Raw genomic sequence first — 15,000 nt, forward strand, 5'->3', positions numbered from 1 at the left:
CTGGCGGTCACCTGGTGGCTGGTGCGGCGGGGGCGGCCTGGTCGCCGCCGGACTGGCCGGCCTCGGCTATCGGGTGACCGCCGTCGACCCGTCCCCGGTGGCCACCGCGACCGCCCGGGCTGCCCATGCGAGGCCCGGGCCCGCGATCACGGACCTGGTGGCCGATTCCGAGGAACTCCCCTTCGGTGACGGCGAGTTCGATTTGGTCTACTGCGCCGACACCTTCGAGGTGACGGAGGACCTGAACGGCGTTCTCGGTGAGGCCGCCCGGGTGCTCGCCCCCGGTGGCGCCCTCGTCTACGACACCGTCAGCCGCACCGCGCTCTCCCGGCTGGTCTACCTCGGCGCCTTCCAGGCCCTGCCGATGACCCGGATCATGCCACCCGGCCGCTACACCGCCGCCCGGCTGCGCACCCCGGACGAGGTCACCGCCGCGCTGGCCCGGCACGGCCTGCGCAACCAGGACATCCGCGAGTTCAAGCCGCGAAACCCGCTCGGCCTGGTCCGGGCGATCCTGGCGCGCCGCAGCGGCCGGATCACCGATGAGGAGATCCCGCCCCTGGTCGACTTCGTCCTGTCCCGGGGCGCCCGGCCGCAAGTGACCTACCTGGGGTACGCGGTGAAGCGCTAGCCGGTGATGCCCGCGGCGCGCAGGCGGCGTTCGACGTCCGCCCACTCGGGGGTGACCGGAGTGGTCGGGCGGCTGCCCATGGCCTTGTCCTTGAAGCCGCTGGAGGTGGAGACGCAGACCACCGGGCCCTCGCCCAGGGCCTCGTCGCCGAGGCTGCGCAGGCCGGCCAGGCCGGCCGCCGAGGATAGCTCCGCCCACAGGCCGGCGCGGGCCAGCTCGCGCTGGGCGTCGGCGAGTTGGCCGTCGTCCACGGTCAGTGCCCGGCCGCCGCTCTCACGCACCGCGACCACGCCCCGGTAGCCGCTGACCGGGGAGGCGATCGAGTAGGCGTCGCTCGGGCCGACCGTCACGCGGGTGGCCGGGACGCCCCGGTCGATCGCCCGCCGCAGCGGGCCGGAGGCCGCGGACTCGCAGGAGAAGACGCGCGGCACCCGGTCGGCCAGGCCGAGGCGGCGCAGCTCTGCGAAGCCCTTCCAGACGCCGAACAGCAGCTCGCCGTACCCGGTCGGCACGAACACCGCACTCGGCACGCCCACGTCCTGGAAGATCTCGTACGCCACGGTCTTGTAGCCCTCGGGGCCGTAGGCGTGGCCGGTGTGGGTCGTGGTCAGGTTGCTGACCGGGTGCAGGCCGAACCGCTCGACCACCTGCCGCAGCAGCGGCCAGCGGGCCTCCCACGGCACCGGCAGCACCACCGCGCCGTAGGCGTTGAGGAACGCGTCCACGGCCGGCGGCACGTCGGGGCCGGTGAAGACGACGCAGGGCAGTCCGGCGCGGGCGGCGTAGGCGGCGGCCGAGGCGCCGTGGTTGCCGGAGGAGGCGACCGCGATGCCGGGCGCGCCGACGCCCACGGCGGCGCCGGCGGTGCAGCGGTTCAGCCGGTCCTTGTGGCTCCAGGTGGGGTTGCGGGACTCGTCCTTGATGTGGACGCCCGGCTCGATCTCCACCAGCGGGGTGGCGCCCTCGCCGAGGCCCGGCGCGAGCAGCGGGGGCAGCAGCGGCGCCCACCGCTCCAGTCCGCCGCGGGCCTTGGTGGGAGCGAACAGGCCGGCCGGGTCGACCTTGTCGTAGGCGTAGTCGACCTCGACGGGGTAGGAGACGTCCTCCGAGCCGGTCCGCGGGCAACCTGCGGTGAGCGGGGGCCAGAGCGGGTAGTGGAGGTCGGGGTCGCCGAGCGAGCGCTGGCCGGTCGCGAGGGAGTCGTCTGCTGCCATGTAAGCACCATAGCTGTGTTTCAGGTGCTACAGGGTGGGGTTTTTGATTCCCCTGCGGGAGGGCACACTCACCGGGACGTCGGAGACCGGACAGGAGCTGGGGGCGGCATGGACAGCGGCATACGGGCGATGGTCGACGCGGTGGGCGAGGCGCGGCGGCAGTTGCGGGAGAACGCGCTGCCGAAGGCGCGGGACACCGGCCGGGAGAAGGTTCCGGAGGCGGAGGAGGTGGCGCTGTTGGGGGCGCTCGCCGCCCTGGTGGAGAGTGCGGGGGACTTGGCCTACGCCGTCGCCGATCGGATCTCCCCGGACAATTCCGAAGCATACGTGCAGGCGTCCAGGCGCTTGGGCCGCGAGGCCCGCAACCTGCGGGACGAGGAGCGGAAGGCCAACAGGCGGGCGAACTGACGCCGCCGGCGCCCTCTGCGTGGGCGCCGGCGGACGTGGGTCAACCGCCTCAGCGGTGGCCGGCGAACTGCACCACCTGCTGGTACGTCGGCCGGTTCTGCCAGGTGGTCTTGTCGTCCGTCACCCCGCCCAGCGGCCGCTGGATGATGGTGTCGGCGCACCACTGGTCGCCGGCCGAGCAGTCGCCGTCGCCCGGGTAGACCTGGGCGGGGGTCTGGGCGGCCGCCTGGCTCAGGGTGTTCAGCAGCACGTTCCGGCAGGCCGTCAGGTCGCCCCCGCCGCAGAACGGGCGGGCCAGCGGTCCGGCGACCGGGTCGCCGAGGACGGACCGCAGGTCCTTGTCCAGGTAGCTCCACCAGCCGTACTGGAAGGCCGAACCCTTGTGCGGGATGGACTCGTTGGCGCTCACCGGGCCGCCGGCGGCGGCGCCGGTCTGCCCGCCGGAGGGCGATTCGTTGATCTGCAGTGCGCCGGTCAGGGCGGTGAACAGCTGGTCGCCGAGCCCCGGCCGCATGACGCCGTCGGCGACCAGCGGCCACCAGGCGTCCATCACCCGGATCGCGGTGGCGTCCGCGTAGGTGTGGCTGCCGGCCGACGTCTCCTTCCGCTGGCCGCCGTCGGCGAGCCAGGCCTCCAGCTGTTGCAGCGCGGTGAGGGTCGCCGGATCGGTGACCGGCCCGCTGCGCAGGACCTGAATCAGGTCGGGGAGGACGTCCTCGGCCCGCAGGTCGGTGAGCGCGGCGCTCTCCATGGCCTGGGTGAGCGAGACCCGGCTGACCTTGCCGCCGTCCTTGAGCAGGGCCTTGACCCGGTCGTCCAGCAGGTTGGCGCGGTGCACCGAGCCGTTGCCGAAGCCGGCGGTGGTGTAGCCGTCGGCCTGCTTGTTGTTCCAGGAGACGTAGTAGTCCTGGTTGACGGACTGCGGGTGCTCGGCGGGCGGGGTGTACCGGGCGGTGTTGGTGGCCGGGTCGAAGTCGGCCCACTCGTAAGCCGGTTGGGCGAGGACGGGCAGGCCGGCGTCGACGCCGGGGGCGCGCACCGGGTTGCTGCCGGAGTTGTAGTACGCGATGTCGCGGGAGTCGGCGTAGAACCAGTTGAAGGTGTAGTTGATGTCCTGCGCCGCCTGCTGGAAGCTCGGCGCGTCGTGGACCGCGCCGGGGTCGTTCAACTCCTGGAAGCCGATGATGGAATCGGCCTCGTGCCGGTAGGTGGAGCGCAGCGAGGTGAACGCGACGGGCGTGCCGCCGACGGTGCCGCGGGCGGTCACCAGGCCGTAGTCGGAGCGGTACATCACCAGGGTGTACGAGCCGGCCGGGGTGGAGTCGGCGATGGTCGGGCTCCACGCGTCCTTGCGTTCCAGCCGGTCGAAGGGCAGGCACTGGCCGTGCCAGAGGTAGGAGTTGGCGGCGGTGGTGACCGGCGAGCCGTCGGTGGTGCAGAGCGGGACGGCGTAGGTGTCGGTGATGTCCTGGCCGGCCGAGGTGGCGCTCCAGGCGTAGTCCTGGCCGCGGCCGAGCTGCACGTAGAAGCTCAGGCCCGCGAAGGCCGCGCCGCGCGCGCTGATCCCGGGGCCCTGGATCTCCTCAAGCATCAGCAACTGCGGGGCGAAGTAACCGGTTTGCGGGCCGAACACGGCGACCGGGTGGCCGTCGTCGGTGTGCGCGCCGGAGACCAGCAGGGCGTTGGACATGCCGTGCTTGGCGGTGAGCAGGTTGCCGGGCAGGACGCCGTTCGCGGTGGTCGTGGTCGACCCCGCCGAGCCGGTGGCGTCGTAGATCATCCGCTCGGGCACCACCGAGCCGGGGTCGGGCAGCGCCTGGCCCTGCGGCTGGTCGGGCACGGTGGCGTACGGGAAGCTCTGCCCGTCGTGCAGGGTCTGCACCGCCTCGGGGTCGTCGGCCTCGCGCAGCGACTTCCAGAGCGCGTCCCCGGCGTCCTTGCCGTAGCGGGCCTCGGCGGCCGACTTGACCTGGGCGGAGGCGAGTTCGTTGCCGCCGCCCGCGCCGAACAGCGCGCCGACCACGGAGGCCAGGGCGACCAGGTCGGTCAGCTTGAACGGTTCGATCGAACCGGCGTTGGTGATCGGGTCGATGTGCCCGGTGAGGTCGTACTCGCCGGGGAAGGTACGGCCGTTGTACGCCTGCGTGGCGTACTGGTTGACGCCGTCGAGGTAGGCGTTCGCGTCGGCGAGGGCCTGGGCGGCCCGGCCACCGCGGGCGGCGAGCGCGTCGATCTGCTGCTGCAACTCGGCCTCGGTGTACGGCGCGGCCTGCCAGAAGCTCTGCTCCAGCTGGCGGTTGGCGGCGGCGCCGCCCGCGAAGCCGGACAGCTCGCCACGGCCGACGTGCCGGAACAGGTCCATCACCCAGAGCCGGTCCTGCGCGGCGGCGTATCCCGCGCCGAACTCGGTGCCGTAACGGGTGGTGCCGGTGATGTGGGGTATGCCGGCGGCCTTGTCGCGCACGATGGTGACGTCCGGGCGCGGGGAGGTGGTGCTGGCCACCTGGTCGGCGGGGACGCCGAAGGAGGCGTCGTTGAAGAAGCCGCGCAGTCCGGCCTCGGTGAGCCCGGGGTACCCGGAGGCGAGCGCCGCGTACGGGCCGAGCTGGTCGTCGGTGTGCGCGGGGCGGCTGCCGAACATCCGGTTGAGCAGGATCTCGGCGAGCGTCGCGTTGCCGTTCTCGCCGGGCGGGAGGATGTCGGTGCAGTGGCCGCCGCAGTAGTCGGGGGCGGTCGTCGTGGTGTCGGTGGGGACAGCGGTGGCGGTGGTGGGGGTGGTCAGGGCAGCGGTGACGAGCAGGGCCGACGCGAGGGCGGCGGCCGGGAATCGGAGGCGGTGGGGGCGTGGGCGCAAGGCGAGCTCCTCCGTCGAAGCCACGGGGAGTCGACGGTAGGGGCGCTACTGGACGGTTGGCTAGTGGCGTGCATGCCATTTCGCGATTACCGCACCGGAGTTGACGGTCGGACGGATGGGGGCCGGGCTGACTGTCGGTGGCGTCGGCTATGGTCACTCGCGTCGGTGGAAGATCGTTTGTCGGTCGGCGGGGGAGGAGGGTGGGAGATGGCGAGGCCGTGGTCGGTGTTCGGCCCGTGCGAGTTGCTGGACGCCGCGGCTGAGGAGGTGCTGCGCGCCCTGGACCCGGAGGCCTTCGCGAGCCGTCGCCACTTCTGGCCGATACGGGTGGACGACGGGCACATGGGCAGCTTGCCGGAGTCGTGGTGGCCGCTGGGGTGAGGAAATGAGCGGGAGTGTGTCGGGTCGGTCGCCGCTGGGGTTGGTGTGGCGGCGGAAGAAGTTGCTGGTCCTGCCGGGGGTCACGGTGGCCGTGGTGGGCGGGGTGGCCGGGCTGGTGGTGTGGGCCGAGGTGCTGCTCGGGGGGAGCCTGGTGCTGGGGGTGGCCGGGCTGGTGGTGCTGTCGTTCCTTGCCGTCTTCGGTCATGCGGCGCTGCTCATCGCGGCCGCCGACGCTCTGCGGGGGCGGCCGGTGGGGGTCAGGTCCAGCTACGGGCGGGCCGCCGGGCGGGTGCCGGGTATTGCCGCGTGGGCGCCGATCAGTGCGGCGCAGTTGCTCGGGGCGGTGTCGGTGGTCGGCGCGGCGTGGTCGTTGGGGAGCTACTTGGTGGTGCCGGCGATGGTGCTCGACGGGGTCGGGGTCCGTGATGCGATGCGGAGTTCGCGGGAGACGTACCGGCGTGACCGTGCGGGGTTCATACGGGGGACGAGTGTGCTGGCGACGCCCTTCCTGCTGACGTTCCTGCCCTCCGTGGTGGTGTTCTTCGTCGGGCTCACGGCGACCGACCGGAGGCTCGGGGCGATGCTGGTGGGCTGTGCGGGGCTGTTCCTGGGAGCCGGAGCGACGGTGACGGCGAGTCTGTTCGGGGTGTTCCGGGCGCGGCTGTACCTGGAGTCGAAGGGGGCGGTGGTCGCGGCGGAGCCGGTGTCGGACGTGTCGCCGGTGGAGTAGCGCGGGCGGTCAGCGGTCAGCGGGCTGCCGCGAGGCGGGCGCGGATGGTGCCGGCGTGGCCGATGCGGTCGGTGCGGACGGTGACCAGGAGGGCGGTGCCGTCGGTGAGGCCGTCCGCGGGCGGGTCGAGCCGGCTGCCCTCGTGTCAAGGGATGTCTCGGGGCGGGTGCACCGGGCCGTCCCTTCCGCCGGCTGCCGCACGTTTCCGGAAGGACGTCCGATCACCCGCCCCGCGACCGGGGGTGGGGCGGTCAGGGCTTGAGCACCAGCCGGATCGGGTTGCCCTCCTTGCGCTCCAGGGACTCCACCGCGCGGGCGGCCTCGGCCAGCGGGAAGGTGCCGCTCACCGAGCGGGAGAACTCCAGGCGGCCGCCGCGGACCAGGTCGACCAGGTCGATGACGTCCTGGCCCTCGGAGCCGTAGTGGCCGAGGATCTGCTGGCGCAGGTAGCTGACCAGGGTGCCGTTGGTGACGGTCAGCGGCTTGTCGGTGAGGCCGACGAGGACCAGCCGGCCGCGTTCGCCGAGGGTGGCCATGGCCTGCTCGCGCACCGGGGCGACGCCGGCGAAGTCGAAGGCGGCGGAGAGCGGGCGGCCGCCGGTGGCCGCCCGCAGGTGCTCGGTGAACCGGGGGTCGGCCGGGTCGAGGGCGGCGTCGGCGCCGAAGGCGAGGGCGCGCTCGCGGGCGGCGGGGAGCGGGTCGACGGCGACGATCGGGAAGGCGCCGATGGCCCGCAGCAGCTGCACGCCGTGGGCGCCGAGCCCACCGACGCCCCACACGCCGACCGCCTCGGCCGGGCGGACGGCGCCGGTGGTGGTGATCGCGGCCCAGGGAGTGGAGACCGCGTCGGGGATGAAGCAGGCCTGCTCGAAGGGGAGGTCGTCGGGGATCGGCACCAGGGTGGTCGCGGTGGCGAGCGCGTACTCGGCCCAGCCGCCGTCGTAGTCCACGCCCCGGGTGTACACCACGCCGTCGCGGGTCTCGCCGGCCTGCAGCAGGACCCGGTCGCCGACGGCGGCGCCGGTCACGCCCGCGCCGAGGGTGTGGACGATGCCCGCCACCTCGTGGCCGAGGGTGACCTTGTCGCCCTTGAGGTGGAGCGGCTTGAGCATGCCCTCGATCAGGTGGACGTCGGAGAGGCAGACGCCGGCGGCCTCGACCTTGATCAGCACCTCGCCGGGGCCGGGCGACGGGACGGGCACCTCCTCGACGGCGAAAGCGCCCTTGGCGACGTCGAGTCGGCCGGCGAGCATCGTGGCGGTCATCGGGACTTCCCTTCTGCCGGGAGCGACGGGGCCGGGAAGTGCCTCGCCGCACCAAACTTGCTTGTTGTCCAACAAGCGAATTCAACCCTAGCATGGTGCTATGTCCACGCACGATGAAACGGCCGCTCCGATGAAGGCGCCGCAGGACGCCGTCCGGCAGGAGTCCCCGGCGCAGGAGTCGCCACGGCAGGAGTCCCCGCCGCAGGAGTCCCCGCCGCGCCGCACCCAGGCCGAGCGGCGGGCCCGCGCCGAGGCGGCGCTGCTCGCCGCCGCCGCCCGGCTGATCGCCGAGCACGGCAGCACCGGGGTCACGCTCGCCAGGGTCGGGGAGGAGGCGGGCTTCAGCCGCGGCCTGGCCACCCACTACTTCGGCTCCAAGGCCGCCCTGCTGGCCCGGCTCCAGGAGGAGGCACTGGCCGAGGCGATGGCGGCGGCCGCGCCGGAGCGCAGCGGTGCCGGCGCGGTGGCGGAGCTGTGCGCCTTCGCGCGCGGCTGCCTGGAGGGGGTGCGCAACCCGACCGACCTGGGCCGGGCCTTCGTGGTGCTGGGCGCCGAGGCGCTCGCCGGCTCCTCCGAACTGACCGTTGCGGTGGCGGAGTTGGACGAGCGTACCCGAGGCTGGGCGGCGGAGGTGGTGGGGCAGGGGCTGGCCGAGGGCGAGGTGCGCGCCGGGGTGGACCCGCGGGCGTTCGCGCTGGCCCTGGTGGGCCTGATCAAGGGGCTGGTGGTGCAGGCGGCGGCCGCTCCGGAGGCCTTCGACGTGCCGGTGGCGGTGGGGGAGGCCGAGCGCTGGATCCGGCTGGCGCTCACCGGGGTCTGAGGGCGGGCCCTGGCGGCGCCGCCCGACTGCGGGCCCGGGCCGCGCGTCCTACCCGGCCTCCACGCCGGCGAGGGCAGCCGCCGCAGCCACCGCATCCGGGGTGGCCGGGATTACCGGGGTGGCCGGGGTGGAGACGCCGAACTCGCCCGGGTCGTCGGCCATCCGGTACGCAACCTCCGGCAGCGGGTGGATCCGGTGGCTAACCGACGGCGGGGTCGGTCCGGCTGACGGCCGCCAACAGGTGGGCCACCAGGGGGTTCCGGTCGTTCCGGCGCCAGGCGACGGCCACCCGGGTGCGGTCGGTGGCGGGCTCGATCCGGCGGAATGCGACGCCCTTGAGCCGGATGCGGCGGATGCTCGCCGGGGCGAGCGAGACGCCGAGGCCGGCCTCCACCAGCGCGCACACGGTCTGCCACTCCACCGCGTGCTGCCCGATCCGCGGGGTGAAGCCCGCCGCGGTGCACAGGCCGGTGATCCGGTCGTACAGCTGCGGGCCGACCGCGCGGGGGAGCAGCACGAACGGCGAGTCCGCCAACTGCGCGAGCCGGACGCTCCGTTGAGCGGCGAGCGGGTGGGTGGAGGGGAGTACGGCGACGAAGCTCTCGCTGAGCACGGTGCGGAAGCAGAGCTCCGGCTCGGCCTCGGGCGGTTCGCGCAGCAGGCCGAGGTCGATGTCCCGGTCGTGCAGGGCGGCGAGCTGCGGCGCGGTGGTCATCTCGCGGATGTCCAGGTGCACGCCCGGGTGTCGCTCCCGGAAGGTGTGCAGCAGGCCGGGCAGGACGGTGAGCGCGAGCGAGGCGGAGAAGCCGATCCGCAGCCGGCCCGTCTCGCCGCTGCCGACGGCGCGGGCGGCGGCCAGGCCGTCCGCGAGCTCGGTCAGTACCCGGCGCGCGGTGGGCAGCAGCTCCAGGCCGGCCGCCGTCAGCGTGACGCCGCCGGGTTCGCGGTGGAACAGCGGATGCCCGACCTTCTCCTCCAGGCGGCGGATCTGCTGGCTCAGCGGCGGTTGGGCGATGCCCAACCGGGCGGCCGCGTGACCGAAGTGGAGTTCCTCGGCGAGGACGGTGAAGGCGTACAGCTGGGGGAGGGGGAGTTCGGGGCGCTGCTCCATATGCCCAGGGATATCACGTCATGCCTGACGGTGTATTGGACGTATCGGTGCAGGCCACCTAGCGTTCCGCGCATGACAGAGCGACGTGCGATCCTCAGCGGTTCGATCTTCGAGGAGCAGATCGGTTATGCCCGTGCCGTGGTGGACGGTGACTGGGTGCACGTATCCGGCACGACCGGGTTCGACTACGCCACCATGACGATCTCCGAGGACGTGGTGGAGCAGGCCGAGCAGTGCCTGCGCAACATCGGGGCCGCGCTGGCCGAGGCGGGGTGCGGCTTCGGCGACGTGGTGCGGGTGCGCTACCTGCTGCCCGAGCGCGCGGACTTCGAGCCCTGCTGGCCGGTGCTGCGCCGCTGCTTCGGCGACGTCCGGCCGGCCGCCACCATGATGGTGTGCGGCCTGGCCGACCCTCGGATGAGGATCGAGATCGAGGTGTACGCGCGGCGGGCCGCCTGACCGCAGGCCCCCGGTTTCGGCGACGGGCCCGGATCCGACGGCAGCCGTCGGACCCGGGCCCGCGGTCGGCGTGCCGTCAGGCGCGGCCCGCCGGGCGGGCGGCGAGGGCCTCCGCGCTGGGTGGAGGACGTGTGGGCGATGTAGGCCACGGCTGTTGGCATCCTGCTCCGCCGGTCGTGTTCCGGACGCACCTGCCCGTCGGACTTGACCTTGACGCATGCGTCAAGTTCTAACGTCGTCGGACCGTTACTTCCGATGCCGCGCGGAGGACCTCCCCCGCGCGTCCGGCCTGCTGAGGTTTGCCATGAGCACAGTCGTCCCAGCCATCCACCGTGAGGTACGCCTGGCCGTCCGTCCGCAGGGGCGGCTCAGCACCGACCACCTCCGTGTCGTCGAAGCTCCCGTCCCCGAGCCCGGTCCAGGCCAGGTGCTCGTGCGTAACCGGTTGATGAGCGTCACCGCGGTGATGCGCACCCTGATGGGCGGCGACGTCGACCTGCCCGTGCCACCGTACGGGCCGGGGGAGGCGCTGTGGGGCCCGGCCGTCGGCGAGGTGATCACCGGGCCGGGCACTGGGCTGAGCCCGGGCGATCTCGTCGCGCACGACCGTGGCTGGCGTGAGTACGCGGTGCTCGACGCGGCCGGCGCACGGCGCATCGACCCCGGGGCGCTGCCCGATGTGGCAGCCCACCTCTCACAGGGGGTGACCGCCTGGCTGGGGGTCGTTCGGGCGGCCGAAGTACGTCCCGGGGACACGGTGTTCGTCACTGCGGCGGCGGGCGGTGTCGGCTCCCTGGCCGGTCAGTTCGCCCGGCTGCGCGGGGCGGCGCGGGTGATCGGCAGTACCAGCTCGCAGCGCAAGGGCGAGTACCTGGTCCAGGAGCTGGGTTACGACGCGGTCGTCCTGCGCGGGGCGGGACCGATCGAGGACCAGCTGCGTGAGACGGCTCCCGAGGGTATCGACGCTGTCGTCGACAACGTCGGTGGCGAACAGCTGCTGGCCGCACTGGCGCTGGCCCGCCGCGGCGCTCGCGTCGGCCTCGTCGGTACATTGTCGGGCCAGGTGTCCGGTGGTTTCACCGCCCCGATCCAGATCGACACCGGCTCCCTCATCCTGCGGGGAATCACACTGCGCGGTCTCTCGGGCAGCGACCACCTGGACGCGCTCTCGCAGGCGATGCGGGAGTTCGGCCGGGGACTGCGGGACGACACCGTCACCTTCCCGCACGCCCGGCTGTCGGGCATCGATCAGGCGCCTCGGGCGTTGTGCGAGTTGCTCGAAGGGCGCCACATCGGTGCGGTGCTGGTGGAGTTCTGACCCTTGAGCAGGGAGGACGGAAATGCGGATCGGCGAGGCGGCGGCAGCAGCGGGTCTCACCCCTCGGGCGCTGCGCTACTACGAACAGCGTGGGCTGCTCGCGGCACGACGCACGCTCTCCGGCCATCGCGAGTACGGCCAGGGCGACGTCCACCGACTGCGGACCGTGCGCGAACTGTTGGATGCCGGCCTGACGATCGGCGACATCCAGTCCTTTGTCCACGTCCTCGACCTGGCGTCCTCGTCGGGCGGGGAGGCGCCCGAGATCGGCGGGCTCGACGGGGCGGGCCACTGCCCGGTCGCCGAGATCACCCTCCAGCGGCTGGCGGATCTCGACCGGCGCATCGAGCGGCTGACCGAACTGCGCAACCGGCTCGACGACGCACTCGCCCATCGGTTCGGTGACCTGTTCCGCACTGTCGACCCGATCACGACAGACCCTTGCCCGTCACCGGCCTGAAGGGCCGCCGGAGCAGGTCTGCCGCCGCTCTGGTGTCAGCGGTCACGTAATTCGGCCAGTACTCCAGTGTGAGCCTGTGAACCGGCCGGTCAACGCCTGGGTGAGGATCTCGCGCTTGCCCCGCATGCGGGCCACCGCCGGCTCGGCGAGCACCAGCGGATCGCGCTCGCCGGCGATGAGGGCCTCCGGCATGGCCCGGCCGGACTTGCCCACGATGTCGGAACACCACTGCGTTCCTCCCGGTTCGACCAGAAGAGTCGTTCCGGCGTCACTGAATCGTTCACTCGGATGGCCCGTGCGCCGAGACGAGCCGACAGGTGTCCTCGACGCTGGAATCCCGGGCGTGGCCCCACGCCCTCGCGCCGAAGGAGTGACATGCGAATATCCTGCAAGTCGCGCCGAAACCTGAACATCGTCCGTTGGGGTGCAGTACTTCTGGCGGTATCGGGAACCGCCTCCGTCGTGCCGGCCGCAACGGCGCAGGCCAGTGGTCCGGGCGCTGATCCCGGCGGGAAGAAGCCGACCATTGTGCTCGTGCACGGCGCGTTCGCTGACGCGTCGAGTTGGAACGGTGTCGTGGAACGGCTCCAGAAGAACGGCTACAAGGTGGCGACGCCGGCCAACCCCCTCCGCGGCATTCCCCAGGACTCGACCTACCTCGCGAGCTTCCTGAAGTCCGTCAAGGGACCGATCGTCCTGGTCGGTCATTCCTATGGCGGAGAGGTGATCTCGCAGGCTGCCGTCGGGGACGACAACGTCAAGGCTCTCGTGTACATCAACGCGATCATGCCCGATGTGGGGGAGTCGTTCTCCAGTCTCTCGGCGAATTTCGCTCCCCCCGAAATCACCAAGGCTCTGAAGCAGGTGCCCTTCCTCAACGGTGACGGCACCACGGGCACGGACGTGTATGTACAGTCGGACAAGCTGCGCCAGGTCTTCGCGGCGGACCTGCCCACGAGTCAGACCAACATTCTGGCGGCCACGCAGCGTCCGATCGCGCTGTCGGCCTTCACGGACAAGCTCACCGGCGCCGCATGGCGGAACAAGCCCGTTTACGTCCTTGTCGGCAAGCAGGACCAGGCGATCAACCCGAGCCTGGAGCGATTTGAAGCGATGCGGGCGAATGCCCGCAAGACAGTGGAGATCGACTCCTCGCACGTGTCCCTCGTCTCCCATCCGCAAGCGGTCACGGATCTGATCGTCGATGCCGCCAAGGGCTGAACCTGGAAATAGGGAAACCGCTCGAAATCGGGTCATCGAACCTGATGGGGAGTCGGCACACCTCGGCTTCCCGTGGGCTCCTCCATGGGAACCGGTGAGGTCACCCGCTACGCGGGCGGCTGCGGCGCCGCCCGCGTTTCCAAGGCCGCGCTCGTGGGGCGATTCCGCCGTTGATGCTCAAGACCGACGACAATCCCAAGGATAAGGAAACACTCGACATGGCGAATGCGGCACTCAAGAAGGTCCTTATCACGGGAGCGGGCACCGGCTTCGGGTTCGAAACCGCCATGCGTCTCGCCGAGAAGGGCTTCGACGTGATCGCCGGGGTGGAGATCTACGCCCAGGTGCAGACGCTGAAGTGGCAGGCGGTGGAACGCGGCGTCAAGCTTCGGGTCGAGAAGCTCGACGTCACGAACGACGGGGACCGGCGCAAGGCCCTCGGCTGGGGTGTGGAGATTCTGGTGAACAACGCCGGTGTCGGTGAAGGCGGCTCCACGGTCGACATACCCGAGTCGAACATTCGGCATCAGTTCGAGGTCAACGTCACGGGGCCGCTCGTCCTCACCCAGGGAATCGCCAAGCAGATGATCAAGCGTGGGGCCGGCCGCATCGTCTGGGTGTCCTCGAGGGAGGGCCTGAACGTCAACCCGTTCACCGGTATCTACTCCGCCTCCAAACACGCGGTCGAGGCGATCGCCGAGACCATGGCCTACGAGCTGCAGGAGCACAACATCGAAGTCGCCACGGTCAACCCGGGGCCCTTCCTGACCGGCTTCAACGACCGTATGTTCCAGACCTGGGAGAGCTGGGAGGACGACGCCTCGCAGCGGCTGTTCGACTACTCCAAGCTCGCGTTCCCCCGCCCGCAATTCGACCCTGAAGCGGTCTATGCGACGCTGACGGCCGTCGCCGCCGGCGAGGTCGACAGCTACCGCAACCTGGAGCCCAAGTCGATGCTCGAGGAGACCAAGAACCTCCAAGAGGTTCCGTGGGAGCGCAAGGTCACGGACGGCCTCGGGACCCGGCATCCGGCCATCCGGCATTCCTACGAGATGGAGCCCGAGACGCCTGTCAAGTGACCGTCTCCCAGGTGACTGCGAGCAGCGCCAGGCGGCCACCGCACTCGTAGTCCTGTAGTGGGGCCTCGGTTCCATCCCGGCCCTGCGCGGACTCGGCACCCGGCGCCCTCCGATCCAGAACGACAACGTGGTCCTCAAGGTGGGTGGAGGGGCCCGGCGCCCGGAAGATTTACCGGCCCGCCGCGGGTCGCGTACCGGGGGCCGCCGCGGTTACCGCCCGGACCGGCTGCGGCCCGTGGGCGCGGAGATGCGCACCCGCTGGGTGGCGGGAGCTTTCTCGATGTCCTCCAGCTGGGCGAGGATGGTGGCGCGCAGCTCCTCGTCGCTCTCGAAGCTGTGGTCGTTGAACAGCGTGTAGCCCGTCCACATCAGGTTGGCGCACACCCGGGCCGGGACCCGGCCGGTCCGGGCGCCCATGCCGACCAGCGCCACCGAGCGGATGCTGCCCGGCGCCAGCCGGTTCTGCCGGTGCACGGCCTGGAAGGCGGCGGCGCAGGCGAGCGCCACGTTCAGTGTCTCGCTCACGTTCTGCGAGGAGGTCTGCATCGTGGGCGCCGAGATCAGGAACTTCGGGTTGACCGCCCCGGACGGCACGCAGACCGCGCTGCCCACCGGCAGCGTGCCCGCGTAGCGGTCGCGTATCGCCCGCTGCACCCGCAGCTGGATGCCCGCCCCCAGGTGCCGCTTGATCGCCGCGTCCGTTCCGCCGTCCATCCGGCCACGGGAGTTGGTCGGGCTGACCCAGGCGTCGACCTCCTCGGCGAGGATCGAGCCGTGCCGGATCTCGATGCCGGGGGTGTCGGCGAAGGCCGCCCGCCACGACTCGACCACCGTCGTGTTGAGGTCAGCCAGCACCACCCTCAGCGGGGACTGCGTGCGGTCCGTCGTCATGCTGGAACTCCTGTCGTTCGTCGAGCTGTTTCCCGCGGTCGACCAGGACGTTAGCGGGCACCACTGACATTGATGCTGATACTCAGGTTCCGGTGGTCGTGGCTCTGCCACTGACTGACGCTCTGCTGGGCTGTCTTCGGGTTGTTCTGTCCGGCCGC

At 71.8% G+C, this 15,000-nt stretch carries 15 protein-coding genes and 1 pseudogene; 10 read left to right on the plus strand and 6 right to left on the minus strand.

Going from position 1 to position 15,000, the window contains the following annotated elements; all coding sequences use genetic code 11:
* Positions 1 to 34: 34 nt before the first annotated feature.
* Positions 35 to 631, plus strand: a pseudogene (locus ACGF12_RS31015) (class I SAM-dependent methyltransferase); the annotation flags it as partial.
* Here the strand turns inward: ACGF12_RS31015 and ACGF12_RS31020 are convergent.
* Positions 628 to 1,845, minus strand: a complete 1,218-nt coding sequence (locus tag ACGF12_RS31020; protein ID WP_393037317.1) for a pyridoxal-phosphate dependent enzyme — start codon at positions 1,843 to 1,845, stop codon at positions 628 to 630. The pseudogene ACGF12_RS31015 and the gene ACGF12_RS31020 overlap by 4 nt on opposite strands.
* Positions 1,846 to 1,953: 108 nt before the next feature.
* On the opposite strand from ACGF12_RS31020, the gene ACGF12_RS31025 reads away from it, so the two are divergent.
* Positions 1,954 to 2,253 carry a hypothetical protein gene (locus tag ACGF12_RS31025; RefSeq protein ID WP_393037320.1) on the plus strand — a complete coding sequence of 100 codons (300 nt, stop codon included), beginning with the start codon at positions 1,954 to 1,956 and terminating at the stop codon, positions 2,251 to 2,253.
* A 49-nt stretch (positions 2,254 to 2,302) separates the two neighbouring features.
* Here ACGF12_RS31025 and ACGF12_RS31030 read toward each other — a convergent pair whose 3' ends face one another.
* The gene (locus tag ACGF12_RS31030) at positions 2,303 to 5,107 is read right to left on the minus strand and encodes a penicillin acylase family protein (RefSeq protein ID WP_393037323.1); all 2,805 of its coding nucleotides are present in this window, start codon (positions 5,105 to 5,107) and stop codon (positions 2,303 to 2,305) included.
* Positions 5,108 to 5,314: 207 nt separating this feature from the next.
* Here ACGF12_RS31030 and ACGF12_RS31035 point away from each other — a divergent pair, with 207 nt between their 5' ends.
* Entirely contained in the window at positions 5,315 to 5,488 is a 174-nt protein-coding gene (locus ACGF12_RS31035; protein ID WP_393037326.1) for a hypothetical protein, read from the plus strand.
* A gap of 4 nt (positions 5,489 to 5,492) precedes the next feature.
* Positions 5,493 to 6,218, plus strand: a complete 726-nt coding sequence (locus ACGF12_RS31040; protein WP_393037328.1) for a hypothetical protein — start codon at positions 5,493 to 5,495, stop codon at positions 6,216 to 6,218.
* A 251-nt stretch (positions 6,219 to 6,469) separates the two neighbouring features.
* Here the strand turns inward: ACGF12_RS31040 and ACGF12_RS31045 are convergent, their stop codons facing one another.
* Entirely contained in the window at positions 6,470 to 7,483 is a 1,014-nt protein-coding gene (locus ACGF12_RS31045) for a zinc-binding dehydrogenase (protein WP_393037331.1), read from the minus strand.
* A gap of 100 nt (positions 7,484 to 7,583) precedes the next feature.
* Between ACGF12_RS31045 and ACGF12_RS31050 the strand changes: the two genes are divergently transcribed.
* Complete coding sequence (locus ACGF12_RS31050; protein WP_393037334.1) at positions 7,584 to 8,303, plus strand: TetR/AcrR family transcriptional regulator; 720 nt, start codon at positions 7,584 to 7,586, stop codon at positions 8,301 to 8,303.
* A gap of 199 nt (positions 8,304 to 8,502) precedes the next feature.
* Here the strand turns inward: ACGF12_RS31050 and ACGF12_RS31055 are convergent, their stop codons facing one another.
* Positions 8,503 to 9,414, minus strand: a complete 912-nt coding sequence (locus ACGF12_RS31055) for a LysR substrate-binding domain-containing protein (protein ID WP_393037336.1) — start codon at positions 9,412 to 9,414, stop codon at positions 8,503 to 8,505.
* Positions 9,415 to 9,486: 72 nt separating this feature from the next.
* Between ACGF12_RS31055 and ACGF12_RS31060 the strand changes: the two genes are divergently transcribed.
* The 3 genes from ACGF12_RS31060 (at position 9,487) to ACGF12_RS31070 (ending at position 11,651) form a co-directional block, all read left to right on the plus strand.
* Positions 9,487 to 9,873, plus strand: coding sequence for a RidA family protein (locus tag ACGF12_RS31060; RefSeq protein ID WP_380610317.1), 387 nt, complete (start codon positions 9,487 to 9,489; stop codon positions 9,871 to 9,873).
* Between the two features lie 304 nt (positions 9,874 to 10,177).
* Positions 10,178 to 11,191 (plus strand): MDR family NADP-dependent oxidoreductase, encoded by a 1,014-nt coding sequence (locus tag ACGF12_RS31065; RefSeq protein ID WP_393037339.1) that lies wholly within the window; start codon positions 10,178 to 10,180, stop codon positions 11,189 to 11,191.
* Between the two features lie 22 nt (positions 11,192 to 11,213).
* On the plus strand, positions 11,214 to 11,651 hold the full coding sequence (locus ACGF12_RS31070) for a MerR family transcriptional regulator (RefSeq protein ID WP_393037342.1): 438 nt from the start codon (positions 11,214 to 11,216) through the stop codon (positions 11,649 to 11,651).
* A gap of 42 nt (positions 11,652 to 11,693) precedes the next feature.
* Here the strand turns inward: ACGF12_RS31070 and ACGF12_RS31075 are convergent, their stop codons facing one another.
* The gene (locus tag ACGF12_RS31075) at positions 11,694 to 11,864 is read right to left on the minus strand and encodes a hypothetical protein (protein ID WP_393037345.1); all 171 of its coding nucleotides are present in this window, start codon (positions 11,862 to 11,864) and stop codon (positions 11,694 to 11,696) included.
* Positions 11,865 to 12,026: 162 nt separating this feature from the next.
* On the opposite strand from ACGF12_RS31075, the gene ACGF12_RS31080 reads away from it, so the two are divergent.
* Together ACGF12_RS31080 and ACGF12_RS31085 are read left to right on the plus strand one after the other, a co-directional pair.
* Positions 12,027 to 12,872, plus strand: a complete 846-nt coding sequence (locus tag ACGF12_RS31080) for an alpha/beta fold hydrolase (RefSeq protein WP_393037348.1) — start codon at positions 12,027 to 12,029, stop codon at positions 12,870 to 12,872.
* Positions 12,873 to 13,090: 218 nt separating this feature from the next.
* Positions 13,091 to 13,951: an SDR family oxidoreductase gene (locus ACGF12_RS31085; RefSeq protein WP_393037360.1), complete on the plus strand. Its 861-nt coding sequence runs from the start codon at positions 13,091 to 13,093 to the stop codon at positions 13,949 to 13,951.
* Between the two features lie 210 nt (positions 13,952 to 14,161).
* Here ACGF12_RS31085 and ACGF12_RS31090 read toward each other — a convergent pair whose 3' ends face one another.
* Positions 14,162 to 14,842, minus strand: a complete 681-nt coding sequence (locus tag ACGF12_RS31090; RefSeq protein ID WP_393037351.1) for a macro domain-containing protein — start codon at positions 14,840 to 14,842, stop codon at positions 14,162 to 14,164.
* Positions 14,843 to 15,000 lie beyond the last annotated feature (158 nt).

The organism is Kitasatospora sp. NPDC048296 (assembly GCF_043201815.1).
GTDB lineage: Bacteria > Actinomycetota > Actinomycetes > Streptomycetales > Streptomycetaceae > Kitasatospora.

Excerpts from the sequence above, each read along its gene's own strand:
- ACGF12_RS31020 (WP_393037317.1), bottom strand. The coding sequence starts at position 1,845 with ATGGCAGCAGACGACTCCCTCGCGACCGGCCAGCGCTCGCTCGGCGAC.
- ACGF12_RS31025 (WP_393037320.1), top strand. The coding sequence starts at position 1,954 with ATGGACAGCGGCATACGGGCGATGGTCGACGCGGTGGGCGAGGCGCGG.
- ACGF12_RS31035 (WP_393037326.1), top strand. The coding sequence starts at position 5,315 with ATGGCGAGGCCGTGGTCGGTGTTCGGCCCGTGCGAGTTGCTGGACGCC.
- ACGF12_RS31040 (WP_393037328.1), top strand. The coding sequence starts at position 5,493 with ATGAGCGGGAGTGTGTCGGGTCGGTCGCCGCTGGGGTTGGTGTGGCGG.
- ACGF12_RS31045 (WP_393037331.1), bottom strand. The coding sequence starts at position 7,483 with ATGACCGCCACGATGCTCGCCGGCCGACTCGACGTCGCCAAGGGCGCT.
- ACGF12_RS31050 (WP_393037334.1), top strand. The coding sequence starts at position 7,584 with ATGTCCACGCACGATGAAACGGCCGCTCCGATGAAGGCGCCGCAGGAC.
- ACGF12_RS31055 (WP_393037336.1), bottom strand. The coding sequence starts at position 9,414 with ATGGAGCAGCGCCCCGAACTCCCCCTCCCCCAGCTGTACGCCTTCACC.
- ACGF12_RS31060 (WP_380610317.1), top strand. The coding sequence starts at position 9,487 with ATGACAGAGCGACGTGCGATCCTCAGCGGTTCGATCTTCGAGGAGCAG.
- ACGF12_RS31065 (WP_393037339.1), top strand. The coding sequence starts at position 10,178 with ATGAGCACAGTCGTCCCAGCCATCCACCGTGAGGTACGCCTGGCCGTC.
- ACGF12_RS31070 (WP_393037342.1), top strand. The coding sequence starts at position 11,214 with ATGCGGATCGGCGAGGCGGCGGCAGCAGCGGGTCTCACCCCTCGGGCG.
- ACGF12_RS31080 (WP_393037348.1), top strand. The coding sequence starts at position 12,027 with ATGCGAATATCCTGCAAGTCGCGCCGAAACCTGAACATCGTCCGTTGG.
- ACGF12_RS31085 (WP_393037360.1), top strand. The coding sequence starts at position 13,091 with ATGGCGAATGCGGCACTCAAGAAGGTCCTTATCACGGGAGCGGGCACC.
- ACGF12_RS31090 (WP_393037351.1), bottom strand. The coding sequence starts at position 14,842 with ATGACGACGGACCGCACGCAGTCCCCGCTGAGGGTGGTGCTGGCTGAC.